We start from the raw sequence: 23335 nt of genomic DNA, 5'->3' as shown, positions 1-23335 counted from the left end.
TCAGCCCGCGGCGGGGACGCCGTTCGCGGGCGCCTGCGGCTGCGGGGCCGTGTAGGGCTGGATCGGCCCGTCACCGTCGTCGGTCGTGAGCGGCTGCCCCTGCGGCACGACGTTCTGGCCCTTGATCGTGCCGATCACCGCCCCGGTGTACCCGGCGTGCGACTGCGCGCTGTAGGCGAACGGGACGACGCCCGGCCCGGTGAAGTGCGACTTCTCCAGCGCCTCGACGAGGCCCTTGCGGGTCGGGTTCTCGCCGGCCGCCTGGAGCGCCTGCACGAAGGTGTAGGCGACCGACATGCCGTAGACGATGTTGCCGTTGAACGGCAGCTTCGGGATGTACTGGTCGTGGATCTTCTTGAACAGCGCCGTCCAGCTGTTGGCGGTGTCGCCGGGCGCCGCCAGGTAGCCGTCGGTGACCATGCCCTGGATGAGCGGGCTGCCCTCGACCTCGCTGCCGCCCTTCTTGGCGAAGCTCTCCAGCAGCCCGGTGAGGGTGATCGGGTCGGACCCGACGTTGCTGACGACGAACGTCGGCTTGTAGTTCAGCTTCAGCGCGGCGAGCCGGAACAGCGCCGTGTAGGTGGGGATGCTGAACAGCACGACGACGTCCGCCTTGGACTGGGCGATCGCCTGCGCCTGCGCGCCGATGTCGGTGCCGCCCGGCTGGTAGGACTGCCGGGACACGACCTGGTCCTTCGGGATGTACTTGTCGAGGCCCTTCACCCCGTCCTGGCCGAAGTCGTCGTTCTGGAAGAAGTAGGCGACCTTCTTCCCCGCGAAGGTCTTCTTGACGTGGTCGCCGAGGATCTTGCCCTCGCGGATGTAGTCGACCTGCCAGCCGAACGTCTGCGGGTGCTTGTCCGGCTGGTCCCAGCAGCCGCAGCCGGACGCGACGAACAGGTCCGGGACGCGCTGGGCGTTCAGGTAGTCGACGACCTTGGAGTGCGTGGGCGTGCCCAGCCCGTTGAAGATCGCGAAGACCTTGTCCTGGAGGACGAGCTTCTGCGTCACGCTGACGGTCTGCGTCGGGTTGTAGCCGTCGTCCACGTACTTGTAGACGATCTTGCGCCCGTGCACGCCGCCGTTCGCGTTGACGTAGTCGAAGAACGCCTTGGACGCCGCGGAGTTGGCGCTGTAGCCGGGCGCGGCCGGCCCGGTCAGCGGCTGGTGGCTGCCGATCGTGACGGTGGTGGCGGTCACGCCTGGCGCCGACCCGCCGCCGCCTCCGTCACCGCCGCAGCCGCTCGCCGCGACCGCCAGCGTCGCCGCGGTCATCAGGGCGAGCGCCCGCCTGGTCCGGGGTCGCTTCATCTGCTCCTCCTGAGTGCGTTGTGGTGGGCCCCGATGTGTCCCTTGTCGCGGGACCGTGCGACCCGGGAGCCAGGTCGCGCCTCGCGCGTGCACGGCGCCGGACGGCGCCGCCGATGTCGCGGAGCCCTCCCTGGACGCCGCGCGGGAAGGCCAGCGTCACCGCGATGAGGACGAGGCCGTAGATGGCGAGGGGCAGATTCGACGCGATGTTGTGCGAAAGGCCGGACGAGGACGACAGGTCCGCCGCCCAGGTCGGCACGTAGACCAGGATCAGCGCGCCCCACACGGCGCCCGGCAGGGTGCCGAGCCCGCCGATGATGATCGCGGCGATGAGCTGGAGGGACAGCGTGAGCGGGAACGCGCCCGGCGCCGCCAGCGTGGCGACCAGGGCGAGCAGCCCGCCGGCGAGCCCGGCGCAGGCCGCCGAGACGACGGTCGCGGCGATCCGCACCCGGGCGACGCGGACCCCGCTCAGCGCGGCGGCGATCTCGTCGTCGCGGCCGGCGCGCAGCGTCCGCCCGAACCGGCCGCGGGTCAGGTTGGCGAGCAGGAACAGGGTGGCGACGGCGCCGAGGCAGCAGATCCACGCCTGCCAGCGCTCCAGCGGGAACGCGGCGCCGAGCGCGGCGGGCGGGACCGGCGGGGCGATCGTCAGCCCGTTCTGGCCGCCGAGCGCGCCGGTGAGCGGCTTGTAGTTGGCGAGGCCGGGCAGCCCGACGGCGAAGGCGAGGGTGGCGCCGGCCAGGTAGGGGCCGTGCAGCCGCGCGGCGACGGCGCCGACCAACGTGCCCGCGACCGCGGTGACGCCGGCCGCCGCCGCGAGGACCGCCGCGAGCGGCCAGCCCCAGTGCCCGATGACCAGCGCGGCGGTGTAGGCGCCGACCGCCATGAACGCGCCGTGCCCGAGGGAGATCTGGCCGCCGAGCCCGGTCAGCACCGTCAGGCCGGCGACCGCGCAGGTGAGGTAGGCGGCCTGCGCGATCTGCAGGTCCCGGTAGGGGCCGGCGACGGTGGTCAGCAGGTACAGGGCGGCGATCGCGAGGAGGGCGCCGGACGTGTGCCGGGCCAGGGTCGAGCGGCGCAGGACGCCGCGCACAGGCGCGGTCATGGGATCACACCCTCCGTCCGGTGCTCGCGGCGAACAGGCCGTTCGGTCTGATCATCAGGACGGTGATGAGGGCGGCGAGCGCCCCGAAGGCCACCAGGTCGGAGCTGAGGTAGCCGGACACGTAGCTGAGCGCGCAGCCGAGCAGCAGCCCGCCGGTGACGGCGCCCGCGGGGCTGTCCAGCCCGCCGATCACGGCGGCGGTGAACCCGAAGACGAGCATCGCGTCGAACTGGGAGGGCCCGACGAACACCGACGGGGCGATCAGCACCCCGGCGAGCGAGCCGACGAGCGCGGCCAGCGCCCATCCGAGGGTCAGCATCCGGCCGACGCGCACGCCCTGCAGGCGGGCGATCTCGGGCGCGAACGCCGACGCGCGCAGCCGCAGCCCGAGGTCGGTGCGGACGAACAGCAGCGTCAGCAGCACCATGACCGCGGCCACGGCGCCGATGACGAACAGGTCGAACGGCGACAGCTGCAGCCGCGTCCCGCCGACGGACAGGCCCTTGATGGTGAGGGCGGGCGGGTAGGAGTGCGGCGTGTCGCCCCAGATCATGCCCGCGGCCGCCTGCAGCAGCACGAGCAGGCCGAGCGTGACGATGACGGCGTTCAGCGGCGGCTTGTTCTCGACGGGGCGGACCACGACCCGCTCGACGACCGCGCCCAGCACCAGCCCCGACCCGAGGGCGGCGCCGAGCGCGAGCCAGTAGGAGCCGCCGGCGTCGATGACGCTCCAGGCGAGGAACGTCGTGAACATCAGCATGCCGCCCTGCGCGAAGTTCACGACGCGGGTGGAGCGCCAGATCAGCACCAGCGCGAGCGCGACGGCCGCGAACACCGCCCCGGAGGTGATGCCGACGAGCGTGAGATTGATGAAGCGCACCATCAGAACCCCAGGTAGGCGTGGCGGAGACGGTCGTCGGCGGCGAGGACGGCGGCGGCCTCGTCCGCCACCACGGAGCCGAGGTCGAGGACGACGGCGCGGTCGGCGACCGACAGCGCGCTGCGCGCGTTCTGCTCCACGAGCAGCACGGTCCGGCCGTCCTCGTCGCACAGCCTCCGCAGCACGGCCATCAGCTGGGCGACCACCCGCGGCGCGAGGCCGAGGGACGGCTCGTCCACCAGCAGCAGGCGCGGCGCGCCGGTCAGCGCCCGGGCGAGCGCGAGCATCTGCCGCTCGCCGCCGGACAGGGTGGCGGCGGTGCGGGACCGCCGCTGCGCGAGCGGCGGGAACAGCTCGTACATGTCGGCGACCCGCCGCGCGAGCGCCGCCCGGTCGCGCCGCCACAGCCCGCCGAGCCGCAGGTTCTCCTGCACGGTCAGCTCGGTGATGACGCCGCCGTTCTGCGGGACGTGCGCGACGCCGAGCCGGACGACCTCCTCGACCGGCAGCCCGGTGATGTCCGCGCCGTCCAGCTCGACCCGCCCCGAGCGGGGCCGCAGCAGCCCGGAGACGGCGCGCAGCAGCGTGGTCTTCCCCGCGCCGTTGGCGCCGAGCACGGCGGTGACCGAGCCCTCCGCGACCGACAGGTCCACGCCGCCGAGCGCGCGGACGGCGCCGTAGGAGACGGTGAGGTCCTTCACCTCAAGCACCGGCGACCTCCTCGCCGAGGTAGGCGTCGAGGACGGCCGGGTCGTCGCGGACCCGGTCGGGCGGCCCGCTGGCGATGACCTTGCCGAAGTCGAGCACGACCACCTGGTCGCACACGCTCATCACGAGGTCCATGTGGTGCTCGACGAGGACGACGGCGGGCCCGCCGCGCAGCCCGCGGATCAGCTCGGCCAGCTCGTCCATCTCGGCGGCGGACAGCCCGGCGGCGGGCTCGTCCAGCAGCAGCAGGTCGGGCTCGGCCACGAGCGCGCGGGCCAGCGCGACCCGCTTCTGCACGCCGTAGGGCAGCTCCCCCGGCGGCCGCGCGGCCTCGCCCGCCACGCCCAGCTCCGCCAGCCGGGCCATGGCCCGCTCACGCAGGGCCGCCTCGTCGCGGTCGGCGCGCGGCAGCGCGAACAGGCCGGACCAGAACCCGGCCCGCGCGTGCGGTTCCGCGCCGACCATCACGTTCTCCAGCACGGTCAGCCCCGGGAACAGGCCGAGCCCCTGCAGGGTGCGCGCGATGCCGAGCCGGGTCAGGTCGTGGGGGCGGTGCCGGCGGAGCGCGCGGCCCCGCCAGCGCACCTCGCCCGCGTCCGGGCGGACGAAACCGCACACGACGTTGAAGAGCGTCGTCTTGCCGGCGCCGTTCGGGCCGATCACGCCGGTGACGCGGCCCTCGGTCGCCGTGAGCGACACGCCGTCCAATGCGACCAGCCCGGCGAAGCGGACGGTCACCTCTCGCAGTTCCAGGATCGTAGAAGAGCCGGACATGTCGCCTCACCTCGCCGATGAATCAGCGCGAATCCCCCGAGGCCGAAATGCACATACCGACTGGTCGGTTCCATGAAGATAGAATCACCGGGCGCTCCGGTCAACAGGCGATTCGCACTCGTCCGAGGCCCGCCGCGGCGAGTCCCCGCCCGGCGGTAGGCTGATCGGCGTTCTGCGGGCGGCCGCGCCGGGGCGGCACGAGACCCCGGGGGACTCCCGGACGGCGGAGGTGGAGTGATGACGCAGGCGCCCGCGGGCCGGATCTCCGGCACCCTGCCGCTTCCCGACCGGCTGCTGGCCGTGGCGGTCCGGATGTTCGCCGAGAAGGGCTTCGAGAGCACCTCGGTCCAGGAGATCGTGAACGCCGCCGGCGTGACCAAGGGCGCGATGTACCACTACTTCGGCTCCAAGGACGACCTCCTCTACGAGATCTACCACCGGCTCCTCGGCCTGCAGATGTCCCGGCTGGAGCAGATCGCGGACGGTCCCGGCACGGCCGCCGAGAGGCTCCGCGCCGCCGCCGTCGACGTCCTCAACACCTCGTTCCTCTACCTGGACGACTTCACGGTCTTCTTCCGCTCGACGCACCTGCTGTCCCGCGACCGCCGCGAGGCCGTCCGCGCCGAACGGCGCCGCTACCACGAGCGGTTCCGCGCCCTGGTCGAGGAGGGCCAGCGCGAGGGCACGTTCCGCACCGAGACGCCCGCCGACATCGCCGTCCACTTCTTCTTCGGCACCGTCCACCAGATCGGCGCCTGGTACCGCCCGGGCGGCCGCCTCAAGACGGCCGCCATCAGCGAGCACTACGTCGACCTGTTCCTGCACGGCCTGGAGAAGTAGCCGCGGGACCGGCGGGCGGCCCGCGGGCGTCAGCGGTCCACGTGGTGGATCTTGAGCGCCGCGTCCCGGTGCCGGGCGCGCAGGGGCTTCTTGTCGAACTTGCCGACCGTGGTCTTCGGGATCTCCTCCAGGAACGTCCAGTACTCCGGGACCTGCCATCGGGCGACCTTGTCCGCGAGGAACGACGCCAGCTCCCCGGCGTCGGCGTCGGCGCCCTCGCGCAGGACGACGCAGGCGAGGGGGCGCTCGTCCCAGCGGGCGTCGGGGATGCCGATGACGGCGGCCTCCGCCACGGCGGGATGGGCCATCAGGTGGTTCTCCAGCTCCACCGAGGAGATCCACTCCCCGCCCGACTTGATGACGTCCTTGGCGCGGTCGGTGATCTGGAAGAAGCCGCGGTCGTCGATGGTGCCGATGTCGCCGGTGCGCAGCCAGCCGTCGTCGAACTTCGCGGGCGCCGGGTCGCGGTGGTAGGCGCCGGTGATCCACGGCCCGCGCACCTCGATCTCGCCGACGGACTCGCCGTCCCAGGGCAGTTCGGCGCCGGCGTCGTCCACGATGCGCATCTCGACGCCGGCGGCGACGCGGCCGGACTTCAGCCGCCAGGCCATGTCCTCCTCGGTCCCGGGCTCGACGCCGGGCGGCGGGAACGCCATGCCGCCGAGGGGGCTCGTCTCCGTCATGCCCCAGCCCTGGATGATGCGCAGCCCGTACCGCTGCTCGAAGCGCTCCAGCAGGACCCGGGGCGCGGCGGCCCCGCCGGAGGTGCCCGCCCGCAGCGACGACAGGTCGATCTCCTCACGCTCCCCGAGGGCCAGGATCGCGTTCCAGATCGTCGGGACGGCGGACGCCAGCGTGCTGCGCTCCGCGGCGATGAACCGCGTGAGGTGCTCCGGCTGCATGAACGGGCCCGGCATGTGCAGCGTCGCCCCGGACAGGAACGCCCCGTACGGCAGTCCCCAGGCGTTGACGTGGAACATCGGGACGATGGTGAGGACGCGGTCGGCCTCGGTGATGCCCACCATCGACGCCGACTGGACGGCCATCGCGTGCAGGAACGTGGAGCGGTGCGAGTACACCACGCCCTTGGGGTCGCCCGTGGTGCCGCTGGTGTAGCACATGGACGCGGCGGACCGCTCGTCCACCTCGGGCCAGGCGTAGCCGGGCTCCTCCGCGGCGAGCAGCTCGTGGTAGCGCAGGACGGGCGCGCCGTTGCCGTTGGCCTCCAGGGGCGAGGCGTCGCCGTCCCCGACGACCACGAACGCCTCGACGGCGGGGAGCTCGCCCACGACGCGCGCCAGGAGCGGGACGAGGCTGTCGTCGACGATGACGACCTGGTCGTCGGCGTGGTTGATGATGTGCGAGAGCTGCTCGGGGAAGAGCCGGATGTTCAGCGTGTGCAGCACCGCCCCCATGGCGGGCACCGCGAAGTAGGCCTCCAGGTGCTCCTGGTTGTTCCAGCAGAACGTCGCCACCCGGTCGCCGGGACGGACGCCCAGCCTGGCCAGGGCGGAGGCGAGCCGCTCGGCGTTGCGGGCGACCTCGGCGAAGGTCGCCCGCCGGGGCGGGCCGCCGCCCGTCCACGTCACGCACTCGCTGCGGCCGTAGACGCGCGCTCCGTGCCGCAGTATCGCGGCGACGGACAGCGGAAAGTCCTGCATCGTGCTGAGCATCATGGCAATTCTCCGAGAGGGCTCGCGACGGCGAGAGGAACGGCCGGACCGCACGAATTTCCGCACATACCGACCGGTCGGTTCACCATATTTTCGCCACCGCCCCGCCGTCAACGACCCGGCCGGGGACGGCCCGTTCGCGGTCGGCGCGGGCCCGATCGTGCTCGGCATCGTGATCCTGGCGGCGGGCCACCGCGAGCTCGCCGGCGCCGAGCGCCGGCGAGCCGAGCTGGACGCGCGCGCCGCCCGGGGCGAGCCGGAGGCCGGGGGTCGCCGAGGCGGCGGAGGCCGGCTCGGGATCGGAGTCGCAAGGGGCGGAGCCGGCGTCGCGGGCGCGGCGGCGCGTCCCATCCGGCGCCGGGCGACGACCTGCGCGGCCGACGCCAAAAAACGCCGGTCTTTTCTGCGCGGAGGTGCGTAGCCGGGCGGGGCGCGGCGGGGTTGGATCACGCTATGAAGATCGCCGCGCGGGCGGCGATGATCGTGGCGGTTCTCGCGGCGCTCATCGCCCACCCCCTGCCCGCCGGAGCGTTCGAGGACGCCCCGGGAACATCGAGGCACACCATTCCCATGGGCGACTGGAACCGCCCCTACCTGCTGCACGTCCCGCCGGGCCCCGAGGCCCGCACGCCGCTGCCGCTCATCGTGGCCCTGCACGGCGGCCTGAACGACTCCGAGTACGTCCGCAAGCAGAGCGGGCTCGACGAGGTCGCCGACCGGCACGGCTACGCCGTCGCCTATCCCGACGGGCTCCTCGGCACCTGGAACGCGGGCGCCTGCTGCTGGTTCGCCCGGTGGACCGGCGTCGACGACGTCGCGTTCCTCGACAAGCTCATCGACACGCTGGTGCGGCAGGGCGTCGCCGACCCCCGCCGCGTCTTCGTCACCGGCTTCTCCAACGGCGGCGGCATGGCGTACCGGTACGCGTGCGAGCGCGCGGAGAAGGTCGCCGGCATCGCCGTGGTGTCGGGAGCCCTGGCCATCGGCTGCACGCCGAAGAAACCGGTGTCGGTGCTGGCGTTCCACGGGACGTGGGACCCGTCCGTCCCCTATGACGGCGGCGGAAACATGGACGCGGACGTCCATTTCCCGTTCATCCCCGTCCGGCTCCTCATGGAGTACTGGAGGTGGGTGGACAAGCTGCCCGCGCTGTCGCAGCCGGTGCCGGACGGGCCGGACGACTGCGTCGGCACGGGCCCCGGCCCGGTCGTCGTCGCGCTCTGCACCAGGCAGCGCGGAGGGCACGAGTGGCCGGACTACGCCAGCGAGCTCATGGCCGGGTTCTTCGCGGACCGGCCGTCCCTGCCGAAAGCCGTGAGCTCGGGCTGAACGCGGGCGTCCCGCTCCAGAGCCCGGGGCCGAGACACCGTGACCTGTGGGGAGGTCACGGTGTTTCGGCCGCCAGGCTCCGCGGGCGGATGTCCTTCCAGTTGTCCACGACGTACCCGATGCAGTCGGACCGCGACTCGGGGCCGTGGACCGGCGTCCAGCCGGCGGGGACGTCGGCGAACGCCGGCCACAGGGAGTGCTGGCCCTCGGCGTTGGCGAGGACGAGGAACGCCCCGTCGGGGTCGTCGAACGGGTTCGTCATCTGGCTTCCCTTTCTCTAGACGCCGGGGGCGACGCGGGCGGAGCGCCGCGCCATGGACCGGACGATCTCCCCGGTGCGGACGGCGGTCATGGACAGCAGCGAGGAGGCGATCCCGTGGCTGTGCTCGGTGGCCCCCTGCAGGTAGACGCCCCATGCGGGGCCGGGCTCGGTGGCGACGCGGTAGTCGCGCCCGACGACCGGGCGCCCGTCCGGGCCGGTGCGGCAGTGCGCGCCCGCCTCGCCGAGCAGGTCGAACGGGTCGCGTTCGCGGTAGCCGGTGGCGTAGACGACGGCGTCGGCGTCCAGGGCCGTGACCTCGCCGGTGGGCAGGAACGCGACCCGGACCCGCAGTCCGGCGGGGCCGTCGGCGACGTCCAGGACGCGGGAGGCGTTGAGGATGCGCAGCCGCTCGGCGCCCGCGACCTTCTCGGCGTAGGCGCGCCGGTACAGCTCGTCGATGAGGTCGAGGTCCACCACGGAGTAGTTGGTGTTGCGCGAGTACTCGAACAGCATCCGCTTCACGTCGCCGGGCGCCGCGTAGTAGTGGTCGACGGCCTCGGGATCGAAGACGCGGTTGGCGAACGGGCTGTCGTCGGCGGGCGAGTACCCGTACCGCGCGAAGACCGCGCACACCTCGGCCCCGGCGAACGTGCGGTGCAGGTACTCGACGGCCTCGGCGGCGCTCTGCCCGGCGCCGACCACGACGATCCGGCGGGGCTCCCAGTCCCCGCGCTCGCCGAGCCGGGTGAGCAGGTCCTCGGTGTGCCAGATCCGCTCCCCCGGCCGGACGCCCTCCGGCAGGACGGGTTCGAGCCCCGCGCCGATGACGACGTCGCGGGCGAGGTGCGTCTCCAGCTCGTCGCCCTGCCGCACGACGACCTCCAGGGCCTCGTCGTCGTGGGGGCGCAGGGAGACGACCTCGGCCCCGTAGCGGACGCGGTCCTCGAACGCGGCGGCGGCCCATTCGAGGTAGTCGTGGAACTCCAGCCGCGTCGGGAACATCGTCTTGTGGTTGACGAAGTCGACGAGCCGGCCCCGGGCGTGCAGGTAGGCCAGGAACGAGTAGGGGCTGGCGGGGTTGCGCAGCGACACCAGGTCCTTGAGGAAGTGGACCTGCATCGTGGCGCCGTCGATCAGCATCCCGCGGTGCCAGCCGAACGCGGGCTGCTTCTCGAAGAACACCGCGTCGGCGCCGCCGTGCTCCTCCTCCAGCGCGGCGGCGAGCGCCAGGTTGGACGGGCCGAACCCGATGCCGGCCACGTCGCGGACGGGGGTGTGCATGCGCTCCTCCGGCATCAGGCGGGCTTCGCCGCGCTCGCGGCCTTGGCGATCTTCGGGACGACCTGGTCGACCATGTAGGGGACGGCGAGCGGGGTGGGGGTGCGCAGCGGCCAGAACGACCTCAGGTCGAGCGGCACGTAGGAGCCGCGCTCGACGGCGCCGAGGCCGGCGAACAGCCGATTGCCCTCGATCTTCTTCTGGGTGGCGGGATCGTCGTTGTAGTGGCTGATCAGGACGTCCACGTCCAGGACGGAGACCTTCTCCATGCTCAGCTCGGCGGCGAACCCGTCGCCGGGCAGCCTCCTCAGCGACTCCGGGAGCGTCATGCCGAACTGCTGGAGCAGTTTCACGCTCGTGTCGTCGCCGGACTTCATCACGCCGATGTTGCCGTTGGGGAAGACGCTGGTGAACGCGAACTCCTTGCCCTTCAGCTCGGGGTGCCTCGTCTTCACCTCGGCGATCTTCGCCTCCACGTCGGCGACGAGCTTCGTTCCGTCCTGGGGGCGGCCGATCGCGGCGGCGACCTGCCGGGTGATCTGCTGCCAGGAGTCCTCGGCGGGGCCGGTCTGGTAGGCGAGCGTCGGCGCGAGCTCGGAGAGCTTGCCGTACTCCTTGTCGATGGCGAAGTCGCCGGCGGCGAGGATCAGGTCGGGCCGCAGCGCGGCGATCTCCTCCAGGTTGAAGCCCGCCTCACCGGCCTTGAGCAGCCTGGGCTTCTCACCGGTCAGCCTGGGCGCGCTCCAGGGGGCGAGTCCGTCGGGCTGGACGCCGGTCAGCTCGGCCATGCCGACGGGCGTGACGCCGAGGGCGAGCAGCGCGTCCTGGTCGACCTCGCCGAGCGCGACGATCCGCTTCGGCGCGGACTCGACCTCCGCGGAGCCGAGCCTGTGGGTGACGGTGACCGGGAACGCCCCGGCCGCGCCGCCGGAGCCGCCGGGGCCGCCGGCGGGCTCGTCGTCGCCGCAGGCGGCGACCGTGGCGAGACCCAGGACGAGCGCGGCGGCGACGGTCAGGCGCCGCATCAGGGTGCGCATAGCGGACCTTCCATGTTCGAGGGGAGGCGGGAGGGCGTTGATCAGAAACATTAGGTTAGCCTTACCTAACTAGACAATGCCCGGGCCGGTATGACCCGCCTCACTTCCGGCGGGTCCGAGCCGGGCGAGCAGCCCCGCCGCGGTCGGGGCGGCCATCAGGTCCGCGATCCTCAGGTCCGCGCAGCCGGGCTCGCGCCTGATGCGCCGCACCAGCTTCATCGCGAGCAGCGAGTGCCCGCCGAGGTCGAAGAAGTCGTCGTCCGGGGCGACCTCGGGAACGCCGAGTTCTTCGGCGAAGATCCGGCACAGGACCGCCTCCCGTCCGTCGTCCCGGCGCGCCGCCTCCGGGGCCGCCCGGGCGGTCACGGTGCGGGCGGTCAGGACGGCCGGCAGCGATCCGACCCTGACGCCGGGATCGTCGGCGACGGCCCCGAGCAGCGCGATCAGGCCGTCCGCCAGCGCGGCGGCCGTGGCGCGGTCGAACAGGTCGGCGGAGTGGTCGAGGACGAGCCGGAGTCCGTCCGGTCCCTCCCGGAAGATGAAGTCGAGGTCGAACTTCGCCGCGCCCGGCCCGAACAGCGCCTCCCGCTGCTCCAGTCCGGGGAACCGCACGTCGCCGGCGCCCTGGTTCTCGTACCCGACCATCACCTGGAACAGGGGGTTGCGTCCGGGCACGCGGCGCGGGCGCAGCGCCTCCACGACCGCCTCGAACGGCAGGTCCTGGTGGGCGAGGCCGGCGAGACCGGCCTCCCGGACGCGGGCGAGCAGCTCCGCGAACGTCGGGTCGCCGGACACGTCGGCGCGCAGGACGAGCGTGTTCACGAAGAAGCCGACGAGGTCCCGCGCGGCCTCCTCCGTGCGCCCGGCGACGGGGCTGCCGAGGGGGATGTCGTCTCCCGCGCCCATGCGGTGCAGCAGCGCGGCGACGGCGGCCTGGCAGACCATGAACACGCTGGCGTTCGCCTCCCGCGCGACGCGCCCGAGCCGGCCGGCGAGGCCGGGCGGCAGGTCGGCGGTGAGGGTGCCGCCGCGCTGCCCGGCGGTGGCGGGGCGCGCCCGGTCCACCGGCAGCGGGATCTCCTCGGGCAGGTCGGCGAGGGTCCGCGCCCAGTGGTCGAGCTGCCGGGCATGGACGCTGCCGGGGTCGGCCGGGTCGCCGAGGAGCTCGCGCTGCCAGAGGGCGTGGTCGGCGTACTGGACGGGCGGCGGCGCCCAGGCGGGCTCCTTGCCGTCCAGCCGGGCCGCGTAGGCCTCGGCCACGTCGCGCGCGAACGGCCCGAACGACCATTCGTCGAACGCGATGTGGTGGAAGACGGCGAGCAGCAGGTGCTCCCGCTCGCCCTCCGGGAACACCGCGACCCGCAAGGGGATCTCCTCGGCGAGGTCGAACGGCCTGGCGATGACGTCCTCTGGCGCGCAGGTCGTCACCTCCAGGACGGGTTTCGCCTCGTCGGGGGCGAGGATCCGCTGGTACGGCACGCCGTCGTGTTCGGCGAAGACCGTCCGGAGGCTCTCGTGCCGGGCGGTGACGTCCCCGATCGCCGCCTCCAGGGCCGCGACGTCGAGGCCGCCCCGCAGGCGGACCGCGAGGGGCAGGTGGTAGGCGTCACGGGGCCCGTCGTCCTCGCGGAGCAGCTGGTCGAGCATCCACAGCCGCCGCTGGGCGGACGACAGCGGCACCCGCTCGGGCCGCTCCCGCGGTTCCAGGACGGGCCGGACCCGCGCCTCGGCGCCGCGGTGCAGGCGCCCGGCCAGTTCCGCCACGGTCGGCGCCTCGAACAGGTCGCGGACGGCCAGTTCGGCGCCGAGCACCGCCCGCGCCCTGCCGACGAGCCTCGTCGCGAGCAGCGAGTGGCCGCCGAGGTCGAAGAAGTCGTCGTCGATCCCGGCGCCGGGCGCGTCCAGGACCTCGGCGAACAGCGTGCACAGCAGGCGCTCGACGGGGGTGCGCGGGGCCGTTCCCGCGCGGCGCGGGGCGTCCTGCCCGGGGTCGGGGAGGGCGCGCCGGTCGAGCTTGCCGTTCACCGTGAGCGGCAGCGCGTCCAGCGTCATGATCGCGCTCGGGACCATGTGTCCGGGCAGGCGCGCCCGGAGGCTCCCGCGGACCCGCGCGGCCAGCACGCCGTGGTCGCGCGCGGCGACCGGGTCGTTCGCGTACGAGGCGGGCGCGCGGCCGGGCTCGGCCGGCGGGCACGCCGCTCCCCCGCCGAACACGGCGTCGTAGCGGCCGGGCTCGTCGGACGGCGTGAGGACGGCGTCCGGGAACAGTCCGTGCAGCGCCTCGGGCTCGATCCCTTCGGGCGCCGAGGCCAGCGCCGCGCGCGCCTCGTCCGCGGAGGCCCCCTCCCGCAGCGCCCGCAGCGCCGCGGCCTCGCCCGACGACCTCGGGTCGGGGATCCCTCTCACCCGCAGCGGCCCGGCGGGCCTGTTCCGGAGGTCGGCGAGGGTGGTCCAGTCGACGGCCGGGGTCGGCGGGGCGGGGGCCGCGTCCTTGCGCAGGACGACGTCGTAGCGGTGGCGGGTCAGTTCGTTGTGGCGGGTGCCGCGCTTGATGAGGACGTCCACCCGGGCCGGGACGTCGAGCGCTGCGAAGAACGCGGGGTCGAGGAGGAGTTCCTTCTCCAGGCGGACTGCGCGTTCGATCGAGTCCAGGTCGCCTCCGCCGCGCCCGAGTTGAACTGCGGCATGCAGGCAGCGGACCGTGCGCAGGTCGCGGACGTCTCCGACGAACAGCGCGCCGCCCGGGGCGAGCAGGCGCATCGCCTTGGCGACGACGTCCTCCAGGTAGGCGGCGCCGGGGAAGTACTGCACCACCGAGTTGATCACGATGGTGTCGAAGTACCCCTCCGGCAGGCCGCCGGTGTCGTGGGCGGGCCGGCAGCTGAGGCGGACCGGCGAGCCCGGAGCCACGTCCTGCCAGTCGCGGGACGCCGGCCCTCGGGTGCCTCCGCCGAGGTCGGCGTGGAGCTTGGCGATGACCGGTTCGGAGAAGTCGGTGCCCCAGTACTCCTCGCTCCCGGGGGCCAGGCGGGTGAGGAGGAGGCCCGCGCCGACGCCGATCTCCAGGACGCGGCGGGGACCGAGCGCGCGGACCCGCTCGACGGTGGTCTCCCGCCACTCGCGCATGTCGTCCAGTGGGATGGGTGCGCCGTCGTAGCTGCTGTCCCAGCCCGCGAACTCCTCGGCGTGGACGACCGTGCCGACCTCGGTGTACTCGGTGTCGTAGATCTGGCGCCACTCGGCGAGCTGCTCTTCAACGGCGCCTTCGCGGGAGCCGTCGGGGACGATGTAGCCGACGAGGCGCTTCACGCCGGGGACACCGGTCCCGGCCGCGACGACGGCGGCCTGCCCGACGCCGGGCTCGGCGGCGAGCGCGGTCTCGATCTCTCCCGGTTCGACCCGGTAGCCGCGGATCTTCACCTGGTCGTCGGTGCGGCCGAGGAAGTCGATGTCGCCGCCGTCGCGGACGCGCACGAGGTCGCCCGTCCGGTACATGCGGGATCCGGGCGGGCCGAACGGGTCGGCGACGAAGCGCTCGGCGGTGAGGTCGGCGCGGCCGAGGTAGCCGCGCGCCAGTCCGGCGCCCGCGATGTACAGCTCGCCGGGGGCGCCTGGCGGCACGTGCCGCAGCCAGGCGTCCAGGACGTACCCGCGGGTGTTCCAGATCGGCCTGCCGACGGTCGGGGTGGCGCTGTCCCCGGTGCCGCCGCCGAGCGTGTTGATCGTGTACTCGGTCGGGCCGTAGAGGTTGTAGCCGAGGACGCCCTCGGCGCGGGCGAGGCGCTCCCACACCGCCGCCGGGACGGCCTCCCCGCCGAGGAGAACGAGGGGCGGCCGGTGCCCGCCGTCCAGGAGGCCCTCCTCCAGGAGCTGCTGGGCGTAGGTCGGCGTCACGTTGATGACGTCGATCCCGTGCTGCCGCAGGTAGGCGGTGAGGGCCTGGGCGTCGCGGCGGAGGTCCTCGTCGCAGACGTGGACCTCGTGGCCTTCGATGAGCCAGAGGAGCTCCTCCCACGACATGTCGAAGGAGAAGGAGACGGTGTGGGCGATGCGGAGGCGGCGCCCCGCCGACGCGACCACCGGGTCGAAGATGTTGGCGCGGTGGTTGAACTGCATGTTGGTGAGGCCGCGGTAGGGCGTCACCACGCCCTTGGGCCGCCCGGTGGAGCCCGAGGTGTAGATGACGTAGGCGGGGTGGTCGAGCCTGCCGGGCGTGCCGGGCACGAACCCGGGGACCTCGTCGGGCGCCAGGTCGTGGCCGGGCTGCGCGGCGAGGGCCTGCGCGGTCGCGGGGTCGTCCAGCGCGACGGTGGCGCCGGAGTGGGTGAGGCCCGCGGCGATGTCGCGGTGCGAGACCAGGCAGACCGGTGCCGCGTCCTGGAGCATGTAGTCGAGCCGGCCGGCCGGGTAGTCGAGCTCCAGCGGCAGGTAGGCGGCGCCCGTGCGCAGGACGGCGAACAGGGCGACGACCATCTGCGCCGAGCGCGGCATGGCCAGCGCGACGACCTTCTCAGGGCCCGCGCCGTGGGCGAGCAGGAGCCTGGCGAGCCGGTTCACCTCGGCGTTCAGCTCGCCGTAGGTGAGGCGGACGTCCGGAAGGGAGACGAGCGCGGGGTCGCCGGGCCGCTCGGCCGCGCGCTGGGCGAGCAGTTCCGCGACCGTCAGCTCGGGGACGGGATGGCGCGCGTCGTCCCAGTCGCGCCGGAGCCGGTCGTGCTCCTGCGGGACGAGCAGGTCGAGGCGGTGGCACGGGGATCCGGGCGCCTCGGCGAGCCGCCGCAACACCTGGACGTAGCGGTCGGTGACGCGCTCGGCCTCGGCCTCGGTGAACGCGTCGCCCCGGTACATGACGCGCAGCCCGGCGTCCGGCTCCACGACCATGGTGATCGGGTAGTGGGTGGCGTCGCGGACCTCGCGTCCGAGGACCCGCAGGCCGCCGTCCGGGCCGAAGGCGCGGTCGGTCGGCATGCCCGGGAAGTTCTGGAAGACGAACAGCGTGTCGAAGAGGGTGCCGAGCCCGGTGGCGCGCTGGACGTCGGCGAGCGCGACGAAGGAGTGGTCGAACAGGTCGGACTGCGCCGCCTGGACCCGGTCGAGGACCGCGGCGAGGGCGTCCGCCGGGCCCGCCTGCACGCGGACGGGGACGGTGTTGAACAGCAGGCCGACCATCGACTCGACGCCGTCCACGTCGGGGTGGCGTCCGGACACCGAGGCGCCGAACACGACGTCGTCGCGTCCGGTGAGGCCCATCAGGACGAGGCCCCAGGCGGTCTGGAAGACGGTGCCGGGGGTGACGCCCCTGTCCCGGGCGACCTCGTCCAGCCGTTCGGCGAGCCCGGCGGGCAGCTCGCGGCGCACCTCGCCGGCGCCCGCGAGGTCGGCGGGCGCGCCGGCCAGGCCCGGCCGGACGAGGGCGGGCTCGTCGAAGCCGTCGAGCGCGCGGCGCCAGGCACCGGTCGCGGCGTCCCCGTCGCGGCCGTTCACCCAGTCGAGGAACGCGCGGAAGGGCGCGACGGGCCGGCGGGCCTCGGCGGCGGCGTCGGTGTAGGCGTCGAGCAGCGAGGTGACGAGCAGGCCGCCGGACCAGCCGTCCAGCAGGATCAGCTCGGAGGTGAGGACCAGCCGGTGGTCGTCCTCGGCGAGGCGGGCGAGGGCGAACCGGATCAGCGGCGGCGCGGCGGGGTCGAACGGCTCGGCGCGCTGCGCGTCGACGAACGCCTCCAGGTCCCGCGGGGCCACGTCGGCGTGCGTCCACGGGGTCTCGAAGTCGTCCGGGACGAACTGGACCGCGCGGTCGCCGTCCGTGCGGAACCCGGCGCGGAGGTTGGGGAACTTCTCCAGCGTGGCGCGCGCCGCCCGCGCCATCCTCTCGGGGTCGACCGGGCCGGACAGCGTCACCACGGCCTGCTGCACGTAGATGTCACGGCCCTCGCCCGCCAGCATCAGGTGGTAGAGCAGGCCTTCCTGGAGTGGCGAGAGCGGAAGCTCATCCGCCGGGCCCGCAGCCTGCGCCGTCTCCTTCTCTTCGGAGGGCGCGGCGGCCCGGGCGAGGGCTTCGACGGTCCGCAGCCGGAAGACGTCCCGCACGGTGAACGACAGGCCGGCGCGGCGTGCTCGGGCGACGAGGAGCGCCGCGCTGATGCTGTCGCCTCCGGTGCGGAAGAAGTCGTCGTCGGCGCCCACGGCGTCGCGGCCAAGGACGTTCGCGGCGAGCCGGGCGAGGACGCGTTCGGGCTCGGTGGCGGGGGCGCGTCCGCCGGGCGGGCGGCCGGGCTCGGGGAGGGCTCGCCGGTCGACCTTGCCGTTCGGGTTGAGGGGGAGCTCGTCCAGGACGACCAGCTCGGCGGGGACGAGGTAGTCGGGGAGCAGGGCGCGCAGCCGGGCGTCGAGCGCCTCTGCGTCGACATCGCCCGTGACGTAGCCGACCAGGCGGTGTCCGTGCGCGGCGACGGCGGCCCGCCGCACCCCCGGCAGCGCGGCGAGCACGGCCTCCACCTCCCCCGGCTCGATCCGGAAGCCGCGGATCGCGATCTGGTCGTCGGCGCGGCCGAGGAAGTCCAGCCCGCCGTCCGGGCGGCGCCGGACGCGGTCACCGGTGCGGTAGAGGCGGGAGCCGGGCGGGCCGAACGGGTCGGCGACGAAGCGCTCGGCGGTGCGGGCGGGGTCGCCGAGGTAGCCGCGCGCCAGCCCGTCGCCCGCGAGGTACAGCTCACCGACGGGGACCTCGCGGAGCGCCGCGTCCAGGACGTGGGCGCGGGTGTTGTCGATGGGACGCAGCCCGCCCGCCTCGGCGACGAGGCTGTCCCCGGCGGCCTCCGAGCACCCGTACAGGTCGACCAGCCGCGCCGGAACCTGGTCCGCGAGCGCGGCGGGCAGCGCCTCGCCGCTGCTGATCCACGTGGTCACCGAGGTCGGCAGGCCGTTGTCGACGAGGGCGGCCAGCAAGCTCGGGACGAGCGTGACGAGGCCGATGCCGTGGCGGTCGATGAAGCCGGCGAGCGCGACGGCGTCGGCGGCGGTCTCCTCGTCGGCGATGACGACGGTGTCGCCCGCGACGAGGCCGCCGAGCAGTTCGGTCGTCCCGTCGATGAAGGCGGGCGAACTCTTGGCGGCGCGGATGCCGGGCGCGGCGAGGCCCGCGCCCCAGGCGAGCCGGTTGGCGAGGGCGCGCTGCGTTCCGGCGACGGCCTTCGGCCTGCCTGTCGAGCCGGAGGTGAACACGACGTAGGAGGTGTGGCCGGGGTGGACGTCCGGACGTGCGCGGCGGGGGGCGTCCGCCGGCGGCTCGTCGCGTCCGAGGACCAGCAGCGGCCGGACGGCGCCGAGCATCGCGGCGACGCGGGCGGGCGGGTACGCCAGGTCGATCGGCAGGTAGGCGGCGCCCGTCTTGAGCACGGCGTAGAGCGCGACGGCGAACTCGTCCGAGCGGGGCAGCGCGAGCGCGACGACCTGCTCGGGGCGGGCCCCGGCGGCGGCCAGCCGGTCGGCGAGCGCCTCGGCGCGGCGGTCGAGTTCGGCGTAGGTGAGAGCGGCGCCGCCGAACACCACGGCGGTCTTGTGCGGGGTCCGCGCCACCTGCGCCTCGATAAGGCCTGCAGCCGTCTGGGCGGGGAGGTCGCGCGCGGTGTCCGGGTGCTCGACGGGCGCGCCGAGGGAGGAGAGCCGAAGGCCGGGATCGGCGGTGACCCGGTCGAGCAGCGCGCCCAGGTCGTCCATCAGCCGCTCGACGGTCGAGGCGTCGAACAGGTCGGCGGCGAACGCGGCGAAGCCCTCGACCTCGTCCTCGCCCTCCGCGAAGTACAGGTCGAGGTCGAACTTCACGCCGCCGGTCTCCGGCAGGAACGGCTCCGCGCGCACGCCGGGCAGCGCGAGCCGGACGTCGTCCAGCCGCCGGTGGACGATCATGACCTGGAACAGCGGGCTGCGGGCGAGGGAGCGTTCGGGGGCGAGCCGGTCCACGACCCGCTCGAACGGGACGCCGGCGTGGGCGAACGCGGCGAGGTCGGCGGCCCGGACCCGGTGGAGCAGCTCGGCGAACGTCGGGTCGCCGGACAGGTCGGTGCGCAGCACGAGCGGGTTGACGAAGACCCCGACGAGGCCGGCGAGGTCCTCGTCCGCGCGTCCCGCGATCGGGGAGCCGAGGGCGATGTCGTCGCCCGCGCCGGACCGCTGGAGCAGCGCGGCGACGGCGGCGTGCAGCACCATGAACACGGTGGCGCCGGTCTCGCGGGCCACGCGCCGCGCCCCCGCCGCCGGGAGCCGGAACGGCACCAGCCCGCCGCGCCGGCTCGCCTCGGCCGGGCGCGGCCGGTCGAGCGGCAGGACCGTCTCCTCGGGCAGCCCGGCGAGCGCCTCCGCCCAGAAGTCGAGCTGCGGCGCCGTGGCGGGGGCGGCTTCGCGCTGCCAGGCCGCGTAGTCGGAGTACTGGACGGGCAGGGGCTCCCAGCCGGGGTCCCGTCCGTCGCGGCGGGCCTCGTAGGCGCGGGCGAGGTCGGCCAGCAGCGGGGTGAACGACCACTCGTCTGCGGCGGCGTGGTGCAGGAGCAGGATCAGCGACCATTCGGCGTCGCCCGTCCTGACGAGGGTGCCGCGGACGGGGAGGTCGCGTCCGATGTCGAAGACGTGGGCGGTGGCGGCCTTCTCGATGGCCGCGCGCCCTTCCGGCGTCTCGCCCCGCGCGTCGAGGACGGCGAGGCGCACGGGGACGTCCGGATCGAGGACGCGTTGCACCGGCAGGCCGTCCGGCCCCTCCACCAGGAGGGTGCGCAGCGCTTCGTGGCGGGCGACGACATCGGTGAACGCCTGGTCGAGGGCGTCCTCGTCGACCGCGCCGTGCAGGCGGATGCCGAGCGGCAGCGAGTAGGACGCGGAGGGGCCGCGGAGCCGCTCCTCCAGCCAGAGGCCGCGCTGCGCCGCCGATGCCGGGACGACCTCGGGGCGCGCCACGTCGCGGACGCGGACGGCGCCGGTCGCGACCAGGCGGGGCGCGAGCGCGGCGACGGTCGGCGCCTCGAACACGTCCGCGATGGTCGGCTCCGCGCCGAGCACGGCCCGGGCCCTGGCCGCGAGGCGCGCCGCCAGCAGCGAGTGCCCGCCGAGGGCGAAGAAGTCGTCGTCGATGCCGACCCCCTCGACCCCGAGCAGCTCGGCGAAGATCGCGCAGAGGGCGGCCTCGCGGGCGTCGCGCGGCGCCCGTCCCGACACCTCGGCCTCGGGGGCGGGCAGCGCGGCGCGGTCGAGCTTGCCGTTGGCCGTCCGGGGCAGTCCGTCCAGCGCGATGAGGGCGGAGGGCACCAGGTACTCGGGCAGCGCCTTGGCGAGCGCGTCGCGCAGTCCGGCCTCGTCCAGGCTCTCGGCGGGGACGTAGTAGCCCACCAGCCGGGGGCCGCCCGGGCGGTCCTCCCGGACGGCGACCGCGGCCTGCGCGACGCCGGGCTGCGCGGCGAGCACTGCCTGCGCCTCGGCGGGCTCGATCCGGAAGCCGCGGATCTTCACCTGGTCGTCGGTGCGGCCGAGGTACTCCACGGACCCGTCGCGGGCGCGGCGCGCGAGGTCGCCCGTCCGGTACATGCGGGATCCGGGCGGTCCGAACGGGTCGGCCACGAAGCGCTCGGCGGTGAGGTCGGGGCGTCCGGCATAGCCGCGGGCGAGCTGCGCGCCCGCCAGGTAGAGCTCGCCCGGGACGCCCGGCGGGACAGGGCGCAGGCGGGCGTCCAGGACGTGGGCGCGGGTGTTCCAGAAGGGGGTGCCGATGCCTTCCGCAGGCAGGTCCGCGGAGGTCGCCCAGATCGTCGCCTCGGTCGGCCCGTACATGTTGGTGGCGAGCGACGCGGACCCGGCCAGCGAGGCGGCGAGCGCGGGCGGCAGCGCCTCGCCGCCGACCAGGACCCGGAGGCCCGTGAACGCGGCCGGGTCGAGCGTGCCGAGCAGCGACGGGGTGCCCTGGACGATCGTCGCGCCCGCCAGGAGCCTCGCGAGCGCGGCCGGGTCGCGGACGGTGTCGCGGGCGGCCAGGACGACCGTCGCCCCGCTGATCAGGGGAACGAGGAGCTCCAGGGCGGCGATGTCGAACGCGATGGTCGTGACCGCGACCAGCCGGTCGCCGGTGCCGAGGTTCAGCCGGTCGCGGGTCGTGAGCAGGAAGTTCGCGAGCGCGCGGTGCGGGATCGCCACACCCTTGGGGCGGCCGGTGGAGCCGGAGGTGTAGATGACGTACGCGAGGTCGTCCGGGCGCCGGATCGGCGTGCGCGTGTTTCCGGCGTTGCGCCGGGAGCCGTCGAGGACGAGGAGGTCCGTCCCGTCCGGGAGCAGCGGCGCGGTCTCGCCGGTGACGATCGCGCAGAGCGGCCCGGCGTCGTCCAGCATGTAGGCGAGCCGGCCGGCGAGGTGGTCGAGGTCAAGCGGCAGGTAGGCGGCGCCCGCCTTCAGGACGCCGAGCAGGGCTGCGACGAGGTCGGGCGTGCGCGGCAACGCCAGCGCGACGACCGTCTCCGGCCCGGCGCCTCGGGCGCGCAACTCCGCGGCGAGCGCGGACGCCCGTTCGTCCAGGTCGGCGTAGGTGAGGGCGGTTCCGCCCGCCTCGACCGCCGTGGCGTCCGGTGTCCGTGCCGCCTGCTCCTCGAACAGAGCGACGGCGTCGGTCGCGGGCAGGGCGCGGTCGGTGGCGTTGGCCTCAGCGATCAGGGCGCGCTCCCCCGCGCTCATGACCTCCAGCGCGCCGATCGGCCGGTCGGGGTCGGCCAGCGCGTCGCGGAGGAGCGTCTCCAGGTGGGCGAGCAGCGCGTCGATGCGCTCGTCCTCGAACAACTCGCGCCGGAACGTCGCTTCGACCGTCATCCCCTGCGGCCGGACGAACGCCTCCAGCGACAGGTCGAAGTGCGTGGTGCCGTTGTGGACGTGCGTCCAGCTCGACGTGATGCCGGGCAGGTCAAGCTCGCCGATCTCCTGGGCGAGGAAGAGGAGCATCGTGTCGAAGAACGCCGAGCGGCCCCGTCCGCGCGCGGGCCGCAGTTCCCGGACGAGCCGGTCGTACGGCAGCGCCTGGTGCGCGAACGCCTCGGTGACCGTGCGGCCGACCCGGCGCAGCGCCTCCCGGAACGTCGGCGCCCCGGAGAGGTCGGCGCGCAGCACGAGCGTGTTGCCGAAGTTTCCGACGAGCCGCTCCACCTCGGCGTGCTCGCGGTTCATCACCGACGAACCGACCGCCACGTCCTCGGCGCCGGTGTAGCGGTGCAGCAGGACCGCGTAACCGGCGGTCATCACCATGTACGGGGTGAGGTTCTCCTCGGCGGCGAGCCTCCGCATCCCCTCGGTCACGGCGTCGTCGAAGCGGCGCGCCCGCCGTCCCCCGCGCTCGGACAGGGCCGCGCCGCGCGGCCTGTCGGCGGGCAGGTCGAGCGGAGCGGGCGGCGGATCGAGGCGCTCGCGCCAGTACGCGAGGTCGTCCTCGGCAAGGGGCCGCCGTTGCTCCCACTCGGCGTAGTCGGCGTACTGGACGTCCAGCGAGGGCAGCCCGTCGGGCTCACCGGTGAGGGCGGCGCGGTAGAGCGCGGAGAGGTCGCGTGAGAGAGAACCCCAGGTCATGCCGTCCCAGGCGATGTGATGCACGACGAGGACCAGCGCGTGCTCGTCCTCGCCGAGCCTGAGCAGCTCCAGCCGGATCGGCCGTCCGGCCCGCAGGTCGAACGGGACCGCGGCCAGTTCCGCCGCCCGCTCCTCGGCGTCCGCGCAGGCGACGGGCGGCAGGTCGAGCGAGTCGTCCTCGGTGACGACCTGCACGGCGCCCTCGCCGGGCGCGTCCGCGTAGACGGTGCGGAGGACGGCGTGCCGCCGGATCAGCCCCCGCAGCGCCTCGCGGAGAGCCGTTGCGTCGAGCGGCCCGGACATGCGGATGAGCAGGCAGACGTTGTAGGCGGGGCTGTCCGGGAAGGCGCGGTGGTGCAGCCACATGCTCTGCTGCGCGTGGGACAGGGGAGCCGGTCCGTCCGCCCCGCGAGGGGCGAGCCGGGCGGTGTCCGCCCCCAGGCCGGCCTCGGCCATCATCCGCCGCATCAGTTCGCGTCGCCGCGCCGTCGTCGTCTGCTCCTGCACGCTCAACTCTTCCGTCGTCGGCTCCGCCACAGCGAATTAGGTTAG

General features: G+C 74.4%; 13 protein-coding genes. 3 read left to right on the top strand and 10 right to left on the bottom strand.

What is annotated here, in order from left to right:
* The 5 genes from AB0C21_RS29795 to AB0C21_RS29775 are packed head-to-tail and all read right to left on the bottom strand — an operon-like array spanning position 1 to position 4781.
* Complete coding sequence (locus AB0C21_RS29795) at positions 1–1311, bottom strand: ABC transporter substrate-binding protein (protein ID WP_500208652.1); 1311 nt, start codon at positions 1309–1311, stop codon at positions 1–3.
* Positions 1229–2419, bottom strand: a complete 1191-nt coding sequence (locus AB0C21_RS29790) for a branched-chain amino acid ABC transporter permease (protein WP_500208651.1) — start codon at positions 2417–2419, stop codon at positions 1229–1231. The genes AB0C21_RS29795 and AB0C21_RS29790 overlap by 83 nt, the downstream gene beginning before the upstream one ends.
* A 4-nt stretch (positions 2420–2423) precedes the next feature.
* Positions 2424–3302: a branched-chain amino acid ABC transporter permease gene (locus AB0C21_RS29785; protein ID WP_500208649.1), complete on the bottom strand. Its 879-nt coding sequence runs from the start codon at positions 3300–3302 to the stop codon at positions 2424–2426.
* Entirely contained in the window at positions 3302–4009 is a 708-nt protein-coding gene (locus AB0C21_RS29780; protein ID WP_500208648.1) for an ABC transporter ATP-binding protein, read from the bottom strand. The genes AB0C21_RS29785 and AB0C21_RS29780 overlap by 1 nt, the downstream gene beginning before the upstream one ends.
* Positions 4002–4781: an ABC transporter ATP-binding protein gene (locus AB0C21_RS29775; RefSeq protein WP_149258714.1), complete on the bottom strand. Its 780-nt coding sequence runs from the start codon at positions 4779–4781 to the stop codon at positions 4002–4004. The genes AB0C21_RS29780 and AB0C21_RS29775 overlap by 8 nt, the downstream gene beginning before the upstream one ends.
* 237 nt (positions 4782–5018) lie before the next feature.
* Here AB0C21_RS29775 and AB0C21_RS29770 point away from each other — a divergent pair, with 237 nt between their 5' ends.
* Positions 5019–5621 (top strand): TetR/AcrR family transcriptional regulator, encoded by a 603-nt coding sequence (locus tag AB0C21_RS29770; RefSeq protein ID WP_500208645.1) that lies wholly within the window; start codon positions 5019–5021, stop codon positions 5619–5621.
* Positions 5622–5650: 29 nt separating this feature from the next.
* Here AB0C21_RS29770 and AB0C21_RS29765 read toward each other — a convergent pair whose 3' ends face one another.
* Positions 5651–7282 carry a long-chain fatty acid--CoA ligase gene (locus AB0C21_RS29765; RefSeq protein WP_500208644.1) on the bottom strand — a complete coding sequence of 544 codons (1632 nt, stop codon included), beginning with the start codon at positions 7280–7282 and terminating at the stop codon, positions 5651–5653.
* A 1-nt stretch (position 7283) separates the two neighbouring features.
* Here AB0C21_RS29765 and AB0C21_RS29760 point away from each other — a divergent pair, with 1 nt between their 5' ends.
* Together AB0C21_RS29760 and AB0C21_RS29755 are read left to right on the top strand one after the other, a co-directional pair.
* Complete coding sequence (locus tag AB0C21_RS29760) at positions 7284–7715, top strand: hypothetical protein (RefSeq protein WP_500208642.1); 432 nt, start codon at positions 7284–7286, stop codon at positions 7713–7715.
* 32 nt (positions 7716–7747) lie between these two features.
* Positions 7748–8623 carry a CE1 family esterase gene (locus AB0C21_RS29755; RefSeq protein ID WP_500208641.1) on the top strand — a complete coding sequence of 292 codons (876 nt, stop codon included), beginning with the start codon at positions 7748–7750 and terminating at the stop codon, positions 8621–8623.
* Positions 8624–8678: 55 nt separating this feature from the next.
* Here the strand turns inward: AB0C21_RS29755 and AB0C21_RS29750 are convergent, their stop codons facing one another.
* From AB0C21_RS29750 to AB0C21_RS29735, 4 genes are all read right to left on the bottom strand, one after another.
* On the bottom strand, positions 8679–8885 hold the full coding sequence (locus tag AB0C21_RS29750; RefSeq protein WP_500208639.1) for an MbtH family protein: 207 nt from the start codon (positions 8883–8885) through the stop codon (positions 8679–8681).
* 15 nt (positions 8886–8900) lie between these two features.
* Positions 8901–10166, bottom strand: a complete 1266-nt coding sequence (locus AB0C21_RS29745; protein WP_500208637.1) for a lysine N(6)-hydroxylase/L-ornithine N(5)-oxygenase family protein — start codon at positions 10164–10166, stop codon at positions 8901–8903.
* A gap of 14 nt (positions 10167–10180) precedes the next feature.
* Positions 10181–11200 carry an iron-siderophore ABC transporter substrate-binding protein gene (locus AB0C21_RS29740; protein WP_500208635.1) on the bottom strand — a complete coding sequence of 340 codons (1020 nt, stop codon included), beginning with the start codon at positions 11198–11200 and terminating at the stop codon, positions 10181–10183.
* A 69-nt stretch (positions 11201–11269) separates the two neighbouring features.
* The gene (locus AB0C21_RS29735; protein WP_500208633.1) at positions 11270–23320 is read right to left on the bottom strand and encodes an amino acid adenylation domain-containing protein; all 12051 of its coding nucleotides are present in this window, start codon (positions 23318–23320) and stop codon (positions 11270–11272) included.
* Positions 23321–23335 lie beyond the last annotated feature (15 nt).

It is taken from the genome of Spirillospora sp. NPDC049024 (assembly GCF_040649235.1).
Lineage (GTDB): Bacteria > Actinomycetota > Actinomycetes > Streptosporangiales > Streptosporangiaceae > Spirillospora.
This window is presented reverse-complemented; position numbering and strand designations above follow the sequence as displayed.

Coding starts and splice junctions, on each gene's coding strand:
- AB0C21_RS29795 (WP_500208652.1), bottom strand. CDS start 1,311: ATGAAGCGACCCCGGACCAGGCGGGCGCTCGCCCTGATGACCGCGGCG.
- AB0C21_RS29790 (WP_500208651.1), bottom strand. CDS start 2,419: ATGACCGCGCCTGTGCGCGGCGTCCTGCGCCGCTCGACCCTGGCCCGG.
- AB0C21_RS29785 (WP_500208649.1), bottom strand. CDS start 3,302: ATGGTGCGCTTCATCAATCTCACGCTCGTCGGCATCACCTCCGGGGCG.
- AB0C21_RS29775 (WP_149258714.1), bottom strand. CDS start 4,781: ATGTCCGGCTCTTCTACGATCCTGGAACTGCGAGAGGTGACCGTCCGC.
- AB0C21_RS29770 (WP_500208645.1), top strand. CDS start 5,019: ATGACGCAGGCGCCCGCGGGCCGGATCTCCGGCACCCTGCCGCTTCCC.
- AB0C21_RS29765 (WP_500208644.1), bottom strand. CDS start 7,282: ATGCAGGACTTTCCGCTGTCCGTCGCCGCGATACTGCGGCACGGAGCG.
- AB0C21_RS29755 (WP_500208641.1), top strand. CDS start 7,748: ATGAAGATCGCCGCGCGGGCGGCGATGATCGTGGCGGTTCTCGCGGCG.
- AB0C21_RS29750 (WP_500208639.1), bottom strand. CDS start 8,885: ATGACGAACCCGTTCGACGACCCCGACGGGGCGTTCCTCGTCCTCGCC.
- AB0C21_RS29745 (WP_500208637.1), bottom strand. CDS start 10,166: ATGCACACCCCCGTCCGCGACGTGGCCGGCATCGGGTTCGGCCCGTCC.
- AB0C21_RS29740 (WP_500208635.1), bottom strand. CDS start 11,200: ATGCGCACCCTGATGCGGCGCCTGACCGTCGCCGCCGCGCTCGTCCTG.